Annotated in this window: 15 protein-coding genes and 1 tRNA gene; 15 read left to right on the top strand and 1 reads right to left on the bottom strand. The window is 44.6% G+C overall.

The genetic code is table 11. The features are described 5' to 3' along the window. Positions 1 to 329 precede the first annotated feature (329 nt). From MKX59_RS20545 to MKX59_RS20525, 5 genes are all read left to right on the top strand, one after another. Positions 330 to 1,367 carry a BMP family lipoprotein gene (locus tag MKX59_RS20545; RefSeq protein WP_023987755.1) on the top strand — a complete coding sequence of 346 codons (1,038 nt, stop codon included), beginning with the start codon at positions 330 to 332 and terminating at the stop codon, positions 1,365 to 1,367. A 140-nt stretch (positions 1,368 to 1,507) separates the two neighbouring features. Next, on the top strand, positions 1,508 to 3,046 hold the full coding sequence (locus MKX59_RS20540) for an ABC transporter ATP-binding protein (protein ID WP_069080703.1): 1,539 nt from the start codon (positions 1,508 to 1,510) through the stop codon (positions 3,044 to 3,046). After that, positions 3,039 to 4,118: an ABC transporter permease gene (locus tag MKX59_RS20535; protein WP_013309382.1), complete on the top strand. Its 1,080-nt coding sequence runs from the start codon at positions 3,039 to 3,041 to the stop codon at positions 4,116 to 4,118. The genes MKX59_RS20540 and MKX59_RS20535 overlap by 8 nt, the downstream gene beginning before the upstream one ends. A 1-nt stretch (position 4,119) precedes the next feature. Beyond that, positions 4,120 to 5,079 carry an ABC transporter permease gene (locus tag MKX59_RS20530; RefSeq protein ID WP_010349245.1) on the top strand — a complete coding sequence of 320 codons (960 nt, stop codon included), beginning with the start codon at positions 4,120 to 4,122 and terminating at the stop codon, positions 5,077 to 5,079. Between the two features lie 382 nt (positions 5,080 to 5,461). Beyond that, on the top strand, positions 5,462 to 5,809 hold the full coding sequence (locus tag MKX59_RS20525; protein ID WP_023987757.1) for a hypothetical protein: 348 nt from the start codon (positions 5,462 to 5,464) through the stop codon (positions 5,807 to 5,809). Positions 5,810 to 5,843: 34 nt separating this feature from the next. On the opposite strand, the gene MKX59_RS20520 is transcribed toward MKX59_RS20525, so the two are convergent. Beyond that, positions 5,844 to 6,284 carry a GNAT family N-acetyltransferase gene (locus MKX59_RS20520; RefSeq protein WP_023987758.1) on the bottom strand — a complete coding sequence of 147 codons (441 nt, stop codon included), beginning with the start codon at positions 6,282 to 6,284 and terminating at the stop codon, positions 5,844 to 5,846. A 613-nt stretch (positions 6,285 to 6,897) separates the two neighbouring features. Between MKX59_RS20520 and ilvB the strand changes: the two genes are divergently transcribed. The 10 genes from ilvB (at position 6,898) to MKX59_RS20470 (ending at position 18,871) form a co-directional block, all read left to right on the top strand. Beyond that, on the top strand, positions 6,898 to 8,643 hold the full coding sequence (ilvB, locus tag MKX59_RS20515; RefSeq protein WP_023987759.1) for a biosynthetic-type acetolactate synthase large subunit: 1,746 nt from the start codon (positions 6,898 to 6,900) through the stop codon (positions 8,641 to 8,643). Position 8,644: 1 nt separating this feature from the next. Further along, entirely contained in the window at positions 8,645 to 9,130 is a 486-nt protein-coding gene (ilvN, locus tag MKX59_RS20510; protein WP_023987760.1) for an acetolactate synthase small subunit, read from the top strand. A gap of 162 nt (positions 9,131 to 9,292) precedes the next feature. Further along, the gene (ilvC, locus tag MKX59_RS20505; protein WP_013309387.1) at positions 9,293 to 10,285 is read left to right on the top strand and encodes a ketol-acid reductoisomerase; all 993 of its coding nucleotides are present in this window, start codon (positions 9,293 to 9,295) and stop codon (positions 10,283 to 10,285) included. Between the two features lie 124 nt (positions 10,286 to 10,409). Further along, positions 10,410 to 11,951, top strand: coding sequence for a 2-isopropylmalate synthase (locus MKX59_RS20500; protein WP_068940004.1), 1,542 nt, complete (start codon positions 10,410 to 10,412; stop codon positions 11,949 to 11,951). A gap of 203 nt (positions 11,952 to 12,154) precedes the next feature. Then, positions 12,155 to 13,231: a 3-isopropylmalate dehydrogenase gene (leuB, locus tag MKX59_RS20495; RefSeq protein ID WP_023987762.1), complete on the top strand. Its 1,077-nt coding sequence runs from the start codon at positions 12,155 to 12,157 to the stop codon at positions 13,229 to 13,231. A gap of 321 nt (positions 13,232 to 13,552) precedes the next feature. Beyond that, positions 13,553 to 14,092: a peroxiredoxin gene (locus MKX59_RS20490; protein WP_023987763.1), complete on the top strand. Its 540-nt coding sequence runs from the start codon at positions 13,553 to 13,555 to the stop codon at positions 14,090 to 14,092. Positions 14,093 to 14,352: 260 nt separating this feature from the next. Then, the gene (locus MKX59_RS20485) at positions 14,353 to 14,769 is read left to right on the top strand and encodes a hypothetical protein (protein ID WP_013309391.1); all 417 of its coding nucleotides are present in this window, start codon (positions 14,353 to 14,355) and stop codon (positions 14,767 to 14,769) included. Between the two features lie 337 nt (positions 14,770 to 15,106). Then, a complete protein-coding gene (locus MKX59_RS20480) occupies positions 15,107 to 16,210 on the top strand; it encodes an ATP-binding protein (protein WP_023987764.1) in 1,104 nt (367 codons plus the stop codon). Positions 16,211 to 16,551: 341 nt separating this feature from the next. Further along, the gene (locus MKX59_RS20475; protein WP_028542966.1) at positions 16,552 to 18,693 is read left to right on the top strand and encodes a bifunctional diguanylate cyclase/phosphodiesterase; all 2,142 of its coding nucleotides are present in this window, start codon (positions 16,552 to 16,554) and stop codon (positions 18,691 to 18,693) included. A gap of 107 nt (positions 18,694 to 18,800) precedes the next feature. Continuing rightward, a tRNA-Gly gene (locus MKX59_RS20470) sits at positions 18,801 to 18,871 on the top strand. Positions 18,872 to 19,133 lie beyond the last annotated feature (262 nt).

Here is a 19,133-nt window from a genome sequence, read left to right as displayed (position 1 = left end):
CAAGCAGTACGCTGTGTAGGGATGCCTTTTTTTGTACATACTCAATGTTACGGTAAAGACTTCGTTTTCTCCAAAATACGAATAAATATGACGTGAGATGGAAGAATGTATGTTTTTTTTAACTTTGTAACGCTTACATTGATGGAACTTTAAAAAAAATTGACCCAAGGTTATTAATTGTCTAGATTTTAGCCGATCATAATTGTATAATCTCTAAAGTAAGTCTTCTGTACGATCTGTCTCGTCAGTAAATGACATGCATGAGCATGTACATGTTCAAAGAAAAGAGACAGTCCAGGGATCTAACACTAAGGGGGAACAGTATCAGCATGAAGAAAATGTTCAGTATGTCTTTGGTTATGCTGCTGGCGATCTCGGTCATTCTCGCAGGCTGCGGTAACAAAAATCAAGGTGCGTCCAACGCAAATGGTGGAGACACAGGTGGTTCTGCCAAAACATCGAATGTCCAAATTGGCATGGTTACAGATGTGGGTGGAGTAAACGACAAATCGTTTAACCAATCTGCTTGGGAGGCACTACAAGCCACTGAGAAAGAATCAGGCGCTAAAGTTAAATACCTGCAAAGTAAATCCGATCAAGATTATATTCCTAACCTGAACCAATTTGTTAAGGGTGATTTTAACTTGACTTGGGGAATCGGTTTTAATCTGGCGAATGCGATTGGACAAGTAGCGAAAGACAACCCAAGCAAAAACTTGGCGATCATTGACAGTGTCGTGGATGCGCCTAACGTGAAATCGGTTGTTTTTGCTGAAAATGAAGGTTCCTTCTTGGTGGGGGTTGTAGCTGGTAAACTTACCAAAACAAACAAAATTGGTTTTGTGGGTGGACAAGACAGCCCGTTGATCAAACGTTTTGAAAAAGGATTCGAAGCAGGAATTAAAGCTGTAAATCCAAATGCAAAATTGGAAGTTAACTACACAGGTGCATTTGATAAGCCGGACCTGGGTAAAGCAGCAGCTGCGACGATCTATAACAGCGGTGCGGATATTATTTTCCATGCAGCTGGCGGATCTGGTACAGGTGTATTTAACGAAGCACTCGCACGTAAGCAACAAGGTCAGCAAGTATGGGTTATTGGCGTAGATAAAGACCAATCGCTTGAGTTTGGTGACGACGTAACATTGACTTCGATGGTAAAACGTGTAGATGAAGCTGTAAAACGCGTATCTAAAGAAGTGATTGACGGTAAATTTAAGGGCGGTGTCGAGACACTGGCTCTGAAGGATAATGGTATTGGTTTGGCAGACACATCAACGAAAAACGTACCTAAAGACGTGCTTGATCTTGTAGAACAATACAAGCAAAAAATTATTAAGGGCGAAATTACAGTTCCTTCGAAATAAGTTTGGCTTGAAGAACATATAGGTGGCGACAAGGCTGGTTCATAAGACTAGCCTTGTTCTTACGTCTGGAGTTATATGGATTATAACGGGCAAAATCAGCTCATTGGAGCACATACTATAAAGTGTATAAGGGTGATCTCATGGATGCAGCGACCCCCGTCGTTGAGTTAAAGCAAATTACAAAACGATTCCCCGGCATCGTTGCCAACGACTCCATCAGCATCAAGCTGCACAAGGGAGAAATTCATGCCCTTTTGGGTGAGAATGGCGCGGGTAAATCTACGCTTATGAATATTCTTTTCGGACTGTATCAGCCGGATGAAGGGACAATTGAAATCGGAGGTAAACCCGTACAGATTGATAGTCCAAATAAGGCGATTGATCTGGGGATTGGCATGGTGCATCAGCATTTTAAACTCGTACAGCCGTTTACCGTTACCGAAAATATTGTCCTGGGCTCGGAGCCACGTAAGGGTCTGAAAATCAATTATAAAAAGGCTGCCACAGAAGTACAGCGGTTGTCTGAGCAGTACGGCCTTCAGGTAAATCCGAATGCCAAAATTGAGGATATATCTGTTGGTATGCAGCAACGTGTAGAAATTATCAAAACGCTCTATCGTGGTGCAGATATTCTGATTTTCGATGAGCCTACAGCTGTACTGACACCGCAGGAGATCACTGAGTTGCTGGACATTATGAAACGCTTGGTCGCTGAAGGCAAATCAATTATTCTTATTACTCATAAACTTAAAGAAATTATGCAAATTGCAGATACTGTTACGATCATTCGCAGAGGTCAGGTTATTGATACGGTCAAGACGTCTGAAACAACACCCAATGAGCTGGCTGAAAAAATGGTGGGCCGTCGTGTGTCCTTTAAAGTGGACAAGCAGCTTGCGCAACCAGGACAGACGGTACTGGAAATGAACAATGTAATTTCTAAAAACAAGGATGGCATTAATGTTCTAAATGAGTTGAACCTGCAGGTTAAGGCGGGCGAGATTTTGGGGATTGCCGGAGTAGATGGTAATGGACAGAGTGAGCTGATCGAAGCTTTGACAGGTTTACGCAAGGTGGATGGTGGGAGCATTCGTTTGCTCGGACAAGAGGTGGCCAATCAGCCACCACGCAAAATTTCAGAGGCAGGCGTTTCACATATACCGGAGGACCGTCATAAGCATGGGTTGGTGCTCGATTTTTCTATGAGTGAAAATATGGTGCTGGAGACGTATTACCAGGCGCCTTACAGTAAAAATGGCTTCTTGAACAAAGATGCTATAGAGAAACAGGCCAAAAGTCTTATCGAAAAGTTTGATGTAAGAACACCGGATATTCACACGAAGGCAAGAGCATTATCTGGTGGGAACCAGCAGAAGGCTATCATTGCGCGTGAAATTGATAAAAATCCAGACCTTCTCATTGCAGCACAGCCTACACGCGGTCTGGATGTCGGAGCTATTGAATTTGTCCAGAAACAACTGATTGCCCAACGGGACCAAGGTAAAGCTGTATTGCTCATATCTTTTGAACTGGACGAGATTATGAATGTATCCGACCGAATTGCTGTCATCTATGAGGGCAAGATTGTCGGGGAAGTGCTGCCAGAAGAAACGAATGACCAGGAACTGGGACTGATGATGGCAGGAAGTGCAGTGAAGAAAGGAGTAGAGAATGGCTAATCTATTGAAAATATTCACAAAAGACTCCTTTGTACTGGCGCTGGTCTCTATTATTTTGGGTCTCCTTCTGGGTGCTATTGTGATGCTGATTGGCGGGTATGACCCTATTGTGGCCTATTCTGCTTTGTTTAGCCGTGTATACGGAGATTCCTACAACTTTGGAGAGGCTATCCGTGAGATGACTCCGCTGATTTTAACGGGGTTGGCATTTGCTTTTGCGGCCCGCGCCGGTTTGTTTAATATCGGCGGCGAAGGTCAGTTTCTGGTAGGTATGACAGCTGCTTCGATTGTGGGCATTAAACTCCATGGGTTGCCAGCTATCATTCATGCACCGCTAGCTGTAATTGCAGGGGCCGTTTTTGGAGGTCTGTGGGCTGCGATTGCTGGCTATTTGAAGGCCAAAAGAGGTGTGAATGAAGTTATTACATGTATTATGATGAACTGGATTGGTTTGTATTTGGCTAATTTGGTGATCAATCAGTTCGCACTTATGGATGGTGAAAATCGTTCTGTGGATATTCAGCCTTCTGCTTCAATTTCCATCGAATGGCTGTCCCAGATGATGGGGAATGCTCGGGTACATTGGGGCACAGTTATTGCTGTGCTGGCAGCAGTCTTTTTCTACATTTTCATGTGGAAAACAAAGCAGGGCTATGAGCTTCGGGCTGTCGGATTTAATCAGGATGCATCCCGTTATGCAGGTATGAATGTAAATCGTAATATCATAAAAGCGATGTTTATTAGTGGGGTTTTTGCCGGATTGGCAGGCGCCTTTGAAGTGCTGGGAGTATTCCATTATCAATCTGTCATGGCAGGATCACCGGGAACGGGTTTTGATGGTATCGCTGTAGCTCTGATTGGGATGAATAACCCATTCGGTGTGCTGCTCGGTTCTGTTTTGTTCGGAACGCTTACGTATGGTTCTGCGGGGATGAGCTTTAGCGCAGATGTACCGCCCGAGATTATCCGGGTTGTCATTGGCTCGATTATTTTCTTCATTGCGGCCCAAGGTATTGTACGTTGGGTTGTGAAGCCGCTCTACTCCAAGCGTAAGAAAGAGAAGGTGTTGTAAAATGAGTTGGTTAACACTTGGTGAATTAATCCATACAACGCTCGTTTTTGCGACGGCGATTATTTTTGCGTCTCTCGGCGGAGTTTTTTCAGAAAAATCCGGTGTAACGAACCTCGGGTTGGAAGGACTTATGGTATTTGGAGCGTTTGCAGCGGGTGTTGGCGGATTTTATGCCGAGCAAGCTGGACTAGGAGGCACCTCTGCGGCTTGGGTAGGTGTGCTGTCAGCTGCCGTGTTCGGTATTTTGGTTTCGCTAATTCATGCTGTAGCCTCTATTACGTTTAAAGCCGATCAGGTTATAAGCGGTATAGTTATTAACTTTCTGGCAGCAGGTAGTACACTGTACATGGTTAAGCTTTTATTTGAGGGAGATGGTGACACCGGTCGGATTCAGGGTTTCAACGAAATATCCATCCCTTACCTTGTGGATATCCCGATTGCAGGAAAAGCCTTTTTCCAAGCTTACCCAACGACATATCTAGCCATTCTATTAGTTATTATTGGCTATTTTACTTTGTATAAAACACCGTTTGGCTTGCGTTTGCGTTCCGTTGGGGAGCATCCAGGAGCGGCTGATACAGTGGGTATTAAAGTAAATCGTCTTCGTTATATTGGTGTTATGATCAGTGGGGCGTTGGCTGGGATTGGTGGAGCTACAATCACTCTGACTACAACCAACATGTTCTCGCACAATACAGTTTCGGGGCAGGGATATATTGCTATTGCCGCTATGATTTTCGGTAAATGGAATCCGCTCGGCGCTTTTGGCGCAGCAGTGTTTTTTGGTTTTTCACAAGCCATTCGCAACTATGTGCAGCTGTTCGCATGGTCGCAAAGTATTCCCCAGGAAATTATTTTTATGTTGCCGTATCTCCTGACGATTATTGTACTGGTAGCGGCTGTCGGACGTTCACGCGCTCCGGCCGCTTTAGGTCAACTTTATGATCCAAGCAAGCGTTAAAACTTATAGACAGCTAATGTGCATGTTTTGAAAAATGTACATTGGTGTGAGGATTTTGCAAAAATCCCATAAGCGACTTCCAGTGAACAAGATATAGATCGAAATGGTTTAGTTTGTCTATATCTTGCTTCGGAGCGACTGGAATCGAATATCGCAAAATCCTGGTGTATAAAAAATCTGGTATCTGCATGTGCAGGTACCAGATTTTTTTATATTGTGCAGGCATTTAAACATACGCTACTGGCATGAATGGAATAGACTGTGCTATGCAGATTGGACGGGACGCTCGGCCCCTGTCAGCTCCGGTCTATTTTGTGGTGGTGATGAGCTATCAAGGAGCCGTTCAATCTGTCCATCCGTTGAGAAAGAAGGAGGAAATACGATGAAACAGGCAGTAACCAGAAAGCAGGTGGAGAAGCTTGTCGGCAAAGTCATCTTTGCTACTCGTAAGGATGGTTCCCAGGTCAGCGGCAAGCTGATTCGCATTTCGGGTAACCGACTGGTTCTTCAACCAAACCGCAAGAAAAAGGTAAACACGAAGGCGATTATTCCTCTGGTGCTGTTTGACTTGCTTGCCATCGGCACAGCTCCATACATTGGTGCCTATGGTGGGGGATATGGAGGCTACGGTCCAGGTTATGGAGGACCAGGATATGGTCCGCAGCCAGGCCCGTATACAGACGGGGGATACCCCGGAGTAGGATATCCGTATTACCCTAATTTATTTTAGTCATACAAAATCTTGAGCCCGAAAAAGATACTTTTTACAGTGACTTTTCGAGTTCATGGCATCGGCTCAGAGCTACGTATCGCAGTATTTGATATTGATGACGCAGATAAAAATGGATCCCCCTGATATTGTCTTCGTCCACCATAACTTTAGCCCGCTTGCAGCGACGTAGTCGTCCGTAGTGTTCGGCATGCTCCAGCAGTTTTTTTCCGTATCGCATACCTTGATGAGCCGAAGAGATTGCAATCAAATCAATGTATAATAGTTCGCCATGCAGCATAACATGAATGAAGCCAACAACCTGTGCATTATCCGGTCTGCAAGCTACAAAAGTGATGCCCCGGTTTAAGCGCCGGGGTAATTCTTTGCGTATTTGTTTCATTTCTTGGGCACTTAAATGCGATAGGGGGACAAGCTCTTGCTCGATTAGACGAAAGATGATGGTGTCATCTTGAGAGCTGCGTTTTCGAATCATAAACGGGCCTCCTTTTCTACCCTTTTAACAAGATAAGACGTGGCTTTGGAGGAGTGCACTGTCTCACCGTGTGGTCTTTTTTATAATATGCGGGTACCTCTTACAAGCGTGCGACTCTGAGGTGCTTCAGAAAAGAAACATAAATTTTTATGAAATATGGGTATTGACTATCCCAGATGAGAGACATATAATGTGTCTAAACATTTGAAAGAATGACATGAACTCAACGGCAATGAAGAGGACGAAGTGATTAGGGCTCTTTTGTTCAGAGAGTGAGGCATTAGCTGCAAGCTTCACCAAAATCCCTTTTTAACGAGCTCACCTTGGAGCTGTTTTCCTGAAAAGTATTTGGGCCCGATGATATTAACGGTGCGCTGAATCACCTATTAGGGAAAATCGTACGGTCTACGTTACAGACGCCAGATATGGAGATCCTTTGCGATTTCTGTACCTGCCAAGGTTCGATATTGCGAAATATCGGGCAAACACGGGTGGTACCACGGAAGCTACAGCCTTTCGTCCCTCAGTAACAGCAAGTCTGTTCTAGGGATGAAAGGTTTTTTTGTTTTTACAAATGTCAGATGTATGTAAATTTTGTAAAGGAGGATGACCAATGAGTGCACAAATTCCTGAAGTTAGGTCAACCAATGAATTACGTGAAAAGTGGATGAAGCCTGAAGTGATTACAGGTTCGGAAATTTTACTCCGTAGCCTGTTGCTGGAGGGAGTAGATTGTGTCTTCGGATATCCAGGTGGTGCAGTGCTTTATATCTATGATGCCATGTATGGCTTTAAGGATTTCAAGCATGTCCTCACTCGTCACGAGCAAGGAGCTATTCATGCGGCAGATGGTTATGCACGGGCGAGCGGTAAAGTGGGCGTATGTATCGCGACTTCCGGACCTGGAGCGACAAACCTGGTAACTGGTATTGCGACGGCTTTTATGGATTCGGTGCCGTTGGTGGTCATCACGGGTAACGTTATATCTTCCCTGATCGGTACGGATGCTTTCCAGGAAGCCGATATCACGGGAATTACAATGCCGATTACGAAGCACAGCTATCTGGTAAGAGATGTAGAGGATCTGCCGCGAATCATCCATGAGGCATTTCATATTGCCAACACAGGGCGGAAGGGACCGGTGCTGATTGATATTCCGAAGGATATTTCCGCAGCCCAGACGTTGTTCGTTCCACAAACGGGACCAGTGACCATGCGGGGTTATAACCCGAAAGTGCTGCCCAACAAAATTCAACTAGACAAGCTAACTCAAGCTATTTCCGAAGCAGAACGTCCATTCATTCTGGCAGGTGGAGGAGTTGTATACTCCGGTGGACATGAAGCACTTTACGAGTTTGTTCGTAAAACGGAAATTCCTATTACGACAACATTGCTCGGATTGGGTGGTTTCCCAAGTGGACATGAACTGTGGACGGGGATGCCGGGGATGCATGGAACATACACCTCCAATCAGGCGATTCAACAGTCAGATCTGTTGATCTGTATCGGAGCCCGCTTCGATGATCGGGTAACAGGCAAGTTGGATGGGTTTGCTCCTCAAGCTAAAATCGTCCACATTGATATCGATCCTGCTGAAATTGGAAAAAATGTTGCAGCAGATATTCCTATCGTGGGTGACGTGAAGGCAGTGCTGGAATTGCTGAATCAGGATGTGAAACGCGCGGATCGAGCTGATGCATGGAGAGCACAAATTCAGCATTGGAAGAATGAGAAACCTTATTCTTATAAGGATTCTGAAACGGTGCTTAAACCACAATGGGTTGTTGAGTTGTTGGATGAAACGACCAAGGGCGGCGCAATCGTAACGACGGACGTGGGACAGCATCAAATGTGGGCAGCGCAGTATTACAAATTCAATCAGCCACGCTCATGGGTCACCTCTGGTGGACTCGGTACGATGGGATTTGGTTTCCCTTCTGCAATCGGTGCTCAGATGGCCAATCCCGACAGATTAGTAATATCGATTAACGGGGACGGCGGTATGCAGATGTGTTCGCAGGAATTAGCCATCTGTGCAATCAATAACATTCCGGTTAAAATCGTTATTATCAACAACCAGGTGCTTGGAATGGTTCGCCAATGGCAGGAATTGATCTATGACAATCGGTACAGTCACATTGACCTGGCTGGAAGTCCGGATTTTGTGAAACTTGCCGAAGCATACGGTGTCAAAGGGCTGCGTGCTACGAATAAGGAAGAGGCACGTCGGGCTTGGCAGGAGGCGCTTGATACACCCGGACCGGTCGTTGTCGAGTTTGTAGTCAGCAAGGAAGAGAACGTATATCCGATGGTGACGCAAGGTTCGACAATTGATCAAATGCTGATGGGGGACGAGTAAAATGACAACAAAAAATACCATTGCTGTACTGGTAAATGATCAACCCGGCGTTTTGCAACGTGTGTCCGGCCTGTTCGGTCGCCGAGGCTTTAACATTGAGAGCATAACTGTGGGACAATCGGAAGAAGTTGGATTATCCCGTATGGTCATTGTGACTGTAGGGGATGAGAACAACCTGGAGCAGATTGAAAAGCAGCTTTACAAGCTGGTTGATGTGATCAAGGTCATTGATCTCAGTTCCAAGCCGATGGTAGCTCGGGAATTGGCGATGATAAAGGTAAAGGCAGAACCGCCTCAGCGGCCAGAGATCATGGGCGTGGTAGAAACATTCAGAGCAGCTGTAATTGATGTTGGAACGACGAGCTTGATCGTACAGGTCATTGGCGATACAGAAAAAATTGATGCCATGATCGAGTTGTTGAAGCCTTACGGTATTCGGGAGTTGACTCGAACCGGGGTTACAGCTATGATACGTGGCAATGCTTAATATGGAGCTTTAACGAATTACCGCTTATAGCGCATTACATCAATAAAGAACCGCCCGCATAAGAGCGGGGGCTCGAAGAGATTTTTAGATACTAATCACGAGGGAAGTCTCTTGGAGTACCCGCTCATTATGAAGGGTCCAATTAAAAGGAGGAAATTAACCATGGCAGTTACAACGTACTACGAAAAAGATGCAGAACTCAGCGTATTGAAAGGAAAGACAGTGGCCGTTATCGGTTACGGTAGCCAAGGACATGCTCAGGCACAAAACTTGCGTGACAGTGGTGTGAATGTTGTTATTGGTTTGCGTGAAGGCAAATCAGCTGATGTCGCAAGAAACGACGGTTTCGAAGTTCTGAACGTAGCTGATGCAACAAGCCGTGCAGATGTGGTTCAAATTTTGTTACCTGATGAAACTCAAGCTTCTGTGTACAAAAATGAAATTGAACCTAACCTGAAAAAAGGCGCAGCTCTTTTGTTCTCCCATGGTTTCAACGTTCATTTTGGACAAATCGTAGCTCCTAAAGATAGCGATGTATTGCTGGTTGCTCCAAAATCCCCAGGACATATGGTACGTCGTACCTATGTAGAAGGGTTTGGGGTACCGGGGTTGATCGCAATTGAGCAGGACGCAACGGGTCAAGCCAAAGAAATCGGTCTTGCTTACGCAAAAGGCATTGGCTGTACACGTGCGGGCGTAATTGAAACCTCCTTCCGTGAAGAAACGGAGACGGATCTGTTCGGTGAGCAGGCGGTATTGTGTGGCGGCGTGAGCGCACTTGTAAAAGCGGGCTTTGAAACATTGACTGAAGCGGGGTATGCTCCTGAGATGGCATACTTTGAATGCTTGCATGAGCTTAAGCTGATCGTTGACCTGATGTATGAAGGTGGATTGGCAACGATGCGTGATTCCATCAGTAATACAGCGGAATATGGCGATTATGTAACTGGACCACGCGTGGTAACGGAAGATACGAAGAAAGCCATGAAGGATGTATTGACTGACATTCAACAAGGTAAATTTGCTCGTGACTTCATCCTTGAAAATCAATCTGGACGTGCATTCCTGACGGCTACTCGTCGTAATGAAGCTAACCATCCGATTGAAGTGGTGGGCGGACAATTGCGTGAAATGATGCATTGGATCAAAAAGTAATAATCTTTTGTACTATGAACTCGACAACATGAATTATTTATAAATATTAATTACAATGCGGCCCTGCTTATTGCGTGAGCCGCATTGTAATTTAAGGGTCCTAATCCTGAGGAGGTGCGTTAGGTTGCGCAAAATATATATATTTGACACAACGTTGAGAGACGGAGAACAGTCACCTGGCGTGAACTTGAATACTCGTGAGAAAGTGGAGATCGCTCATCAGTTGGAGAAGCTGGGAATCGATCGTATGGAGGCTGGGTTCCCGGCTGCTTCTCCGGGTGATCTGGCGGCTGTTAATGCAGTAGCAAAAGCTGTAAAAAATTCGACGGTTATTGGCCTTTCACGTGCAAGGGAACAGGATATTGATGCGGTTCGCGAGGCACTCAAGGGAGCTCAGGACCCGTGTATCCATATCTTTTTGGCAACTTCTCCTATTCACCGTCAGCACAAGCTGCGGATGGAGAAGGCACAGGTATTGGAAACCGCTCGTGCTGCCATACGCTATGGGTTGAAATATTTGCCTAAAGTGGAGTTTTCTTTGGAGGATGCAGGTCGTACAGAGCTTGATTTTGTGGTTGAAATGGTCACTATGGCTGTACAAGAAGGGGCTTCTGTCGTCAATATTCCAGATACGGTAGGTTACTTGACACCCTACGAGTATGGAAATATATTCAAACACATTAAGGAAAATGTGGTCGATGTGGAGAAGATTCAATTGAGTGCACATTGCCACAATGACCTGGGAATGGCTACCGCTAATACACTTGCTGCCATTCTGAACGGTGCGGATCAGATTGAGGGAACCATTAACGGTATCGGTGAACGCGCTGGGAACACGGCTATTGAGGAAATCGCTATGGCACTGGAGACGAGACAGGAATTTTTTCAGGCCAAAACGTCTCTGCAATTGTCTGAAATTGCGCGCACGAGCCGTTTGGTTAGCCGTTTGACGGGGATGGTAGTGCCGGGCAACAAGGCGATTGTTGGAGCCAATGCTTTTGCGCACGAATCAGGTATTCATCAAGACGGTATGCTGAAAGAGAAAACGACCTATGAAATCATGACACCAGAAAGTATCGGTCTGAAAGAAAGCAAACTGGTACTCGGTAAGCACTCAGGTCGTCATGCTTTCCGTGAGCGTTTGATCGAGTTGGGCTACGAATTGAACGAAGAAGATCTGAATCGCGCTTTTGGGCAGTTCAAGGATTTGGCTGATAAGAAGAAGGAAGTTTCGGACGATGATATTTTGGCATTGCTGGAAGAAAAATTGGCCGATGCACCTGAAGTTTTCAAGCTGGAAACCATCTTTGTTACCTATGGGAACAAGGCTACGCCTTCCGCACAAGTGCGTCTGGTTGACGATAAAGGTCAGGTTATCGAGACAGAAGCTGAAGGAAATGGTTCAGTCGATGCGATCTATAATGCGATTGACCAAGCCAGCAGCGAGAGCGTTGTACTTTCAGATTACTCCATCAAGTCTGTTACCCATGGTAAGGACGCTCTGGGTGAAGTCCATGTAGTACTGACGCAAAACGGACTGTCTGTACAGGGACGCGGGGTAAGCACCGATATTCTGGAAGCAAGTGCTCGGGCTTACGTGGATGCGCTGAATGGTTTGATCGACAAGCGTAAAAACTACAGTAATCGCGTAGATTATAAATCTTAATTTTATGTAGACTTAGAGTTGGATATATACAGGATCGGGTGTTTCCGGTCCTGTTTTCTTTTTCTCTGATGAAAAAACAAGCTTATAGGCTGTGCCTATTGAATTGATAGATTCTATATCTTGGTCAAAGCCCTGCCATGTATGTTACAAAGAAGGTATGAAAAATACAGTTGTATAGCTGTATAACAAGAGGAGTGTACGTGATGGCAGACGTTAAAAAGATTGCGGTAATAGCGGGAGATGGAATTGGACCGGAAGTGGTCGCAGAGGCAGAAAAAATATTGAAACGTACGGAAGAAGTGTTCGGCCTTTCATTTGAAACGGAGCATGCGCTGTTCGGCGGGATTGCGATTGATAAGAAGGGCACACCATTGCCAGAAGAAACACTGGCAGTATGTCAAACTGCAGATGCCGTTCTGCTGGGAGCGGTAGGAGGACCACAATGGGACAACAATCCAAAGGAACTTCGTCCTGAAACTGGACTGCTGGGCATTCGTAAAGAGCTCGGTCTGTTTTCGAATCTTCGTCCTGCTGTCGTCTTTGACTGTCTCAAGGACGCATCTACATTGAAACCGGAAGTGTTGGAAGGAACGGACCTGATCGTGGTGCGCGAACTGACGGGCGGCATTTATTTCGGCGAGAAGTTCAGACGAGAAAGTCCTCAAGGTGAGGAAGCAGTTGATACTTGTGCATATAATGTAACGGAAGTAGAGCGTATTGTGCGCCAATCTTTCGAAATTGCACAAAAACGTCGCAAAAAACTTGCATCGGTGGATAAGGCTAATGTACTGGAAACCTCCCGTTTATGGCGTGAAGTAGTTAACCGGGTTGCTGTAGACTACCCGGATGTCGAGTTGGAGCATGTATTGGTCGATAACTGTGCCATGCAATTGCTGCGTCGTCCATCTAGCTTTGACGTCATCGTGACGGAAAATATGTTTGGTGACATTCTCAGTGATGAAGCGGCTATGCTGACCGGATCCATCGGCATGCTCTCCTCCGCATCACTTGGACAAGGCAGCTTCGGCCTATACGAGCCGGTACATGGCTCGGCGCCTGACATTGCAGGTCAAGGACTGGCGAATCCCATTGCAACGATTTTGTCCGTTGCTTTGATGTTCCGTCTCACCTTCGGGTACGAGAAGGCAGCTGATGCCATTGAGAAAGCGGTAGCTGAGGTACTGGATGCAGGGCACCGTACAGCGGATATTGCGGTGGATAAATCTCAAGCGATCTCGACAACTCAAATGGGCGATCTGATCGCAGCAGCTATTCGTTAAAAGCTCCATAAATGTACCCGTTCTGAAAAAAAGCTTCCTATTATATAGTAAGGTTATACAGTACAGCCTTTTCGGCAGATGTTTGGCACAGTAGCTCCTGAGCAATCAGGAGCTACTTGTATATTCGAAAGTTCAAAATGTGAATAAGTTGTGAATTTTTAAGCTAGTTTAAAATAATTATAAAAAAGTAATGGTTACAATATTGACTTTGATTTCAGCGAATGATAACATTTATCAAGTAAGTTGTTCATTACAATACAGATGATTGAGGAAAGCACATTCGGTGTTTTTCTTACATATTTTAAAGGAGGATTTCATATTATGGCAGAAAGATTGGTAGGAAGACCCGCCCCTGATTTTGCATTGGAAACAGTAACTGGAGACGGTCAAGAATTTGGTTCGGTGAAGCTTTCCGATTACCGTGGCAAGTGGCTCGTATTCTTCTTCTATCCACTGGATTTCACTTTTGTGTGCCCTACGGAAATTACAGCATTGAGCGATGCTGCTGACCAATTCAAAGAGCTGGATACTGAAATTCTGGGTATCAGTGTAGACTCCGTGCACAGCCACAAAGCATGGATTAACACAGCTAAAGAAAACAACGGTCTGGGCAAACTGAACTTCCCATTGGCTTCTGACATCACGAAAAAAACAGCAAGCGATTATGGTGTTCTGATCGAAGAAGAAGGCGTTGCATTGCGCGGCTTGTTCATCATTGATCCAGAAGGCGAATTGAAATATCAAGTGGTTAACCACAACGACGTAGGCCGCAGTGTGGAAGAAACTTTGCGTGTACTGCAAGCTTTGCAATCCGGTGGCTTGTGCCCAATGAACTGGAAACCAGGCGATCAAAATCTGTAATATAAGCTTCACAAGTTGAAATTAAACAAGCAAGCCCCCAACTAGCGGTTACTCTTCCGTTATTGGGGGCTTGCTTGCCTGCTCTGTGCAGCGGAAGATGTGAGGATAGCCTGTTTGAATGAGACAATACAGAGTGAAGTAACAAATAATTATGGAAATGTTGTTGTGTTCTGGAGGAATTTTGCCTGATGAAAGCGAATAAGGTATTGTAGAAGATAAACAAGGCAGAACAGGTTTTGTTCAGAGGAGGCTGAGCCCGGATGAGTTATTGCTGTGGAGCAAGCATGGTAGGAACCAAGGGAACGCTGAAGCATTACCGCACCCAAGTTCATAATGTTCCTTTGCTGTTTTGCCCGGTATGTCGTCGCATTGAAGTTCATTATAAAGTCGAAAATGAGTATGAAATTCTGGCTGAATATGCACATGGAGATGGGGCAACCGAGATTGATTTTCAGGATTATGTCATGGAAGACGATGATACGATATTTGAAAATTGTGTGAATCGTGAAAGTGAAGATGCGTTTGAAATTGTGAAGCGTCAAATTGACATATCCCTGGATTTATTGATGGTAGCCAAACAGATGAATGATGAAAAATGGCAGGGAGAGCTTAAGAGAAGACTGGCCGTTATGAGCCAAAGACGATCCCGGCTTCAACATAATAAGAGCGGCAGTTGACATCCTACACACCAAAGAAGCTCTCAATTCTGGAGAGCTTCTTTGGTGTGTAGGGCGCTTGTTCCTAACGTAATCTTTCATTTTGGTAATGTTGCGCAGATATTATGACGAAAGAAAACAGGATAAAAATGTGGATTCGACACTTTTTCCGATTGACTGCGATCCTTAATCTTGTCTATCATAAAATAAGACTCGAATTGGAAACAGATGGTCGGATTTCTGTGAAACTGTTTTCTACACCATTGAAGGGTAGTCGATAGATGCCTTTCTCTTCTTCAAGATTATTACGCGTCCGATACGGCCAGTTTGTCATTCCGAAACAAGGGGGAAGCCTGGCATGATCAGTGAATTCCAAGAAGCCTTGCTTGATACCGTGGGAGCTTGTCCTTCCACACAGATCGCCAATAACAAGTATGAAAATGTGCTGGAGAACCTGGATAGTGGTATCATGCTGTTTGACAGTGACGGGGTACTGACCTTTATTAACGTGCAAATGGCGAAATTGCTGGAGCTACCACGGAGTTCGCTAGCAGGTCGCAATTTGATGCAAATTTTGCATCATCCTGAGTTAAGTCGGTTTAAGAAGAAGAAAATCATGCGGATTTATAAAGAAACTATCTTTCATAGAAAGCGCTATCATGAGTTGATTGATGAGTATGGTCGGCATTGGTTGATAACAGTGACCTACGGTGATCAGATGGATGGCGATTTTTTGTTTAGCGTTAAGGATGTGTCGGATTATAAGCAGATTGAGCAGACGGCGTATCAAAACGATAAGTTGGCGATGCTGGGACGCATCTCTGCCTCTATCGCCCATGAAATCCGTAACCCGCTTACCGCAATCCGGGGCTTTATTCAATTGCTTCGACCGCATTTGGTGGAGTTGGGCAGGGATGAGTATGCTCGGATTATATTAACAGAGATTGATCGTGCGAACGACATTATTTATGAGTTCTTAAATTCGTCCAAGCCTTCGGCTCCGCAAAAAACGGCTGTATCTGTGATGGGGCTACTGAAAGAGGTAGTGATGCTGACAGAAAGCGAAGCATTGATGAAGGGTTGCCAGATTGCATTGGATGAAAATGATGAGCTCATGAAGGTTTCCATTGACGTGAAGCAGATTAAGCAGGTTATCCTCAATATGATTAAAAATGCGATGGATGCCATTGAAAGCATCGGTGGGGAACGAGAGGGCTGCATCGATATCCATACAGTGCTTGAGGGCAATTATGTTCACATTTGTATTGAAGATAACGGATTAGGTATGGATCACAATACATTGGCGCGTTTATTTGATCCTTTTTTTACAACAAAAGAAAGTGGAACCGGATTGGGACTGGCTGTGAGCTATCGAATTATCAAAAATCACGGAGGCTTCATACATGTAGACAGTAAACATGGAAGTGGCACACAATTTAAAATTACGCTTCCTGTAGTTTAATATGGGGAGGTTTTCGCAGAGGGGTCCTGTACATACTATTTCTTTTATGTTGTGCAGCGTTGGGGTATAGGTATCACCTTTTTGGAAAAGGTTGTCTGAAGCGCATAATCTGACAAGATGATGCGCTTTTTTGGTGCTGTAAGCTCGGTTATTTGCGTAAATGCGAAAATGAATTCACGAATTTAAGACAAAAAAATGATTCACCTTTCACAGATTAAATGCTATTATATACCAGAATACAACATTATTTTTGATACTATAGACTTAAACAACGGCTTCCAAAGCTGTCAAACGTCTTAGATGATCGGAATCTCCGATATGCAGGGGGCTGAAGAGGCTGAATGAGTATACGGCTGGAAGTAAAAAAAACGATAGGTATCGGCATTGCTTCGATAGTTTTGTTTGTCTTGGTTCAGTTATTTCACGTAACTTTGAATAAGATATACTCCCATAATGTTTTTTTCTTGTTATATCCGATTGTAGGATTTGCCTGTGCTGCGATTTGTTTTTGTATTTTTTATCAATCCTGGTCCGTTTTACTGGAACAGTTATCTTTGCAGAGGCTTCTTATTGCCCCGACGTTTTTGGTGGCTGGTCTGCTTTACCTTGTTCATATTGTTTCGTTTAGTTTCGTAAGCCTGACGGACTTTGCTTTGTCTCCGGGCATTTCGTTATGGCTGCTGTTTGTAAATCGTGCCTTTACCGCTGTCTTGCTCTTATGTGTTTGTTTCCTCCCGTTTAGCAAGACGAAGTCTGAATACAAAACAGTGGCTTTGTGGGCGGGGATAGGCTGCACTTTGCTGATTCTAGGAGTTATTAAGACATTTGGTGCAGGCTTACCAGATCTACGTATACGATACGAAATAGGCAACCTGGGCTGGACGTTAAATCTGGCTGTGATGTTACTGCTTGTGCTCACTTTTATTTTCGGGGTGAGAAAATATCGGAAAGCCCGCCCGGCAGAGTTGGGCATGTTGCTTATTATTCGTGGGATTGGGCTGTGTGTTGTGAGTCAGTTGTTCTATTTATTTGCTGAGCAAATGAGCGATATTAATCACCTTCTGGGACTTTTGACCAACGCGATAGCATTTTATAATATGTTGAGCGGGCTGGTTCGGTTGATGGTTCTGGTTCCTTATCGTGAAAAGCAGGCAGCAGAATCTGAGTTTAATCACATTGCTTATAATGATGATATAACAGGACTCCCCAATCGTCGTCGCCTTTCCCAACGCTTAGATAAAATATTGCGCAAATCATTAAAATCGGATGAGACAATAGCGCTTTTAGTGCTAAATATTGATCGTTTCAAGGCGATTAATGATTCGCTTGGACATATGGCAGGGAATTATTTGCTGTATGCAGTAGGCGAACGCTTGGGGCATTTTAGCCATGAAGGGGAAGCTGTCTTTAGCATGGGCGGAGATGAATTTGCCTTTCTTCTAACGGGATACGAAGATACAGATGCTATGAGAAATCGTATTGATGATATGGTGAAGCTGTTCGATCAGCCTTTCGATATTGATGGAGAGTCTTATCATGTGACGGTGAGCGTTGGTATAGCTTTATACCCGTTGGATGCGAATCAGAGTGAACAGCTTATTCAGCAGGCGGATACGGCTGTCCATAGTGCCAAAGAGCAGGGAGTGAATTTTCAGCGGTATGCCAGCGCGATGCAGATGCGAGCGCATGAAAGACTCCAGCTGGAAAATGATCTGCGGCGAGCGCTTGAAAATGAGGAATTTTCATTGGTGTATCAACCACGTGTCCACCTGCAAAGTGGTGAGCTCACGAGTTTGGAGGCACTGGTGCGCTGGAATCATCCTCATCGTGGGATGGTGATGCCGGGCGATTTTATTCCGGTGGCTGAAGAAAGTGGTTTAATTGTGCCCTTGGGGGAATGGGTGTTACGGGAGGCTTGTCTGCAAAATAAGCAGTGGCAGGAGCTCGGGTACCCAGCAATCCCGATTTCGGTCAATTTATCCATGCGCCAATTTCAGCAAAAAAAGCTGGTGGATGTAATTCGGGGCATTTTGACCTATACGGAACTTGAAGCACGCTATCTAGAGCTGGAGATTACCGAAAGTATGACCTTTGATAAGGATCGGGCCTTTGAACAGTTGAAAAAAATAAAGGCTATTGGTGTTGCAATCAGTATTGATGATTTTGGAACTGGCTATAGCTCATTGCATTATTTGAAGAATCTCCCGATTGATCGTCTAAAAATTGACCGTTCCTTTGTAAATGAGGTACTGGTCGACAGCAAAAATGCGGCAATTGTATCTACTATTGCCTCCATGGCTCACCATTTGAAGCTGAAGGTTACGGCTGAAGGGGTGGAAAATGAGGAGCAACTTCATTTTTTGCAGGCACAGGATTGTCATGAGGGTCAGGGATATTACTTTAGTCGCCCCATTCCGGCAGAAGTCTTTGAAAAATTGTTTTTACGTAAACCTATGAATTGGCTGGCTCAGGATAGTATGTAGTATGCTTGCATTTTGCTGAAAGGTAAGTTATACTAAATAACATCCTGATTCAGCTGGTTGACGATAGGTTAAGCGTGTCATACATAAGAATCGCGATGTTATAAAATGCGGGTGTAGTTCAATGGTAGAACTTCAGCCTTCCAAGCTGATAGCGTGGGTTCGATTCCCATCACCCGCTTACTGTTTTAAGAAGTTCGGAATCCTTGTGACGCAAGGGTTTTTGTTTTATTTGGAGCTAGATAAATACATTATAGCCGGGATGCCAACGGGGTATCACGGCTTTTTTGCGTTCTTACGAACTATTTTTACATTGCTGCACAAAATAAAATATAAAATATTTATCTTATATGCTATAAATAAACAGATAAAAAGAACTATTTACCAATTACTAAAAAATAAGTATAGTCGCATTGTTGGGATTTAACTAAAAAAAGGATGGT

Source organism: Paenibacillus sp. FSL R7-0340, from assembly GCF_038002205.1.
Classification (GTDB): Bacteria; Bacillota; Bacilli; order Paenibacillales; family Paenibacillaceae; genus Paenibacillus; species Paenibacillus polymyxa_B.
Note: the sequence above shows the minus strand (reverse complement) of the source record. Positions and strands in the feature narration are given on the sequence as shown.

Excerpts from the sequence above, each read along its gene's own strand:
- MKX59_RS20545 (WP_023987755.1), top strand. The coding sequence starts at position 330 with ATGAAGAAAATGTTCAGTATGTCTTTGGTTATGCTGCTGGCGATCTCG.
- MKX59_RS20540 (WP_069080703.1), top strand. The coding sequence starts at position 1,508 with ATGGATGCAGCGACCCCCGTCGTTGAGTTAAAGCAAATTACAAAACGA.
- MKX59_RS20535 (WP_013309382.1), top strand. The coding sequence starts at position 3,039 with ATGGCTAATCTATTGAAAATATTCACAAAAGACTCCTTTGTACTGGCG.
- MKX59_RS20530 (WP_010349245.1), top strand. The coding sequence starts at position 4,120 with ATGAGTTGGTTAACACTTGGTGAATTAATCCATACAACGCTCGTTTTT.
- MKX59_RS20525 (WP_023987757.1), top strand. The coding sequence starts at position 5,462 with ATGAAACAGGCAGTAACCAGAAAGCAGGTGGAGAAGCTTGTCGGCAAA.
- MKX59_RS20520 (WP_023987758.1), bottom strand. The coding sequence starts at position 6,284 with ATGATTCGAAAACGCAGCTCTCAAGATGACACCATCATCTTTCGTCTA.
- ilvB (WP_023987759.1), top strand. The coding sequence starts at position 6,898 with ATGAGTGCACAAATTCCTGAAGTTAGGTCAACCAATGAATTACGTGAA.
- ilvN (WP_023987760.1), top strand. The coding sequence starts at position 8,645 with ATGACAACAAAAAATACCATTGCTGTACTGGTAAATGATCAACCCGGC.
- ilvC (WP_013309387.1), top strand. The coding sequence starts at position 9,293 with ATGGCAGTTACAACGTACTACGAAAAAGATGCAGAACTCAGCGTATTG.
- leuB (WP_023987762.1), top strand. The coding sequence starts at position 12,155 with ATGGCAGACGTTAAAAAGATTGCGGTAATAGCGGGAGATGGAATTGGA.
- MKX59_RS20490 (WP_023987763.1), top strand. The coding sequence starts at position 13,553 with ATGGCAGAAAGATTGGTAGGAAGACCCGCCCCTGATTTTGCATTGGAA.
- MKX59_RS20485 (WP_013309391.1), top strand. The coding sequence starts at position 14,353 with ATGAGTTATTGCTGTGGAGCAAGCATGGTAGGAACCAAGGGAACGCTG.
- MKX59_RS20480 (WP_023987764.1), top strand. The coding sequence starts at position 15,107 with ATGATCAGTGAATTCCAAGAAGCCTTGCTTGATACCGTGGGAGCTTGT.
- MKX59_RS20475 (WP_028542966.1), top strand. The coding sequence starts at position 16,552 with ATGAGTATACGGCTGGAAGTAAAAAAAACGATAGGTATCGGCATTGCT.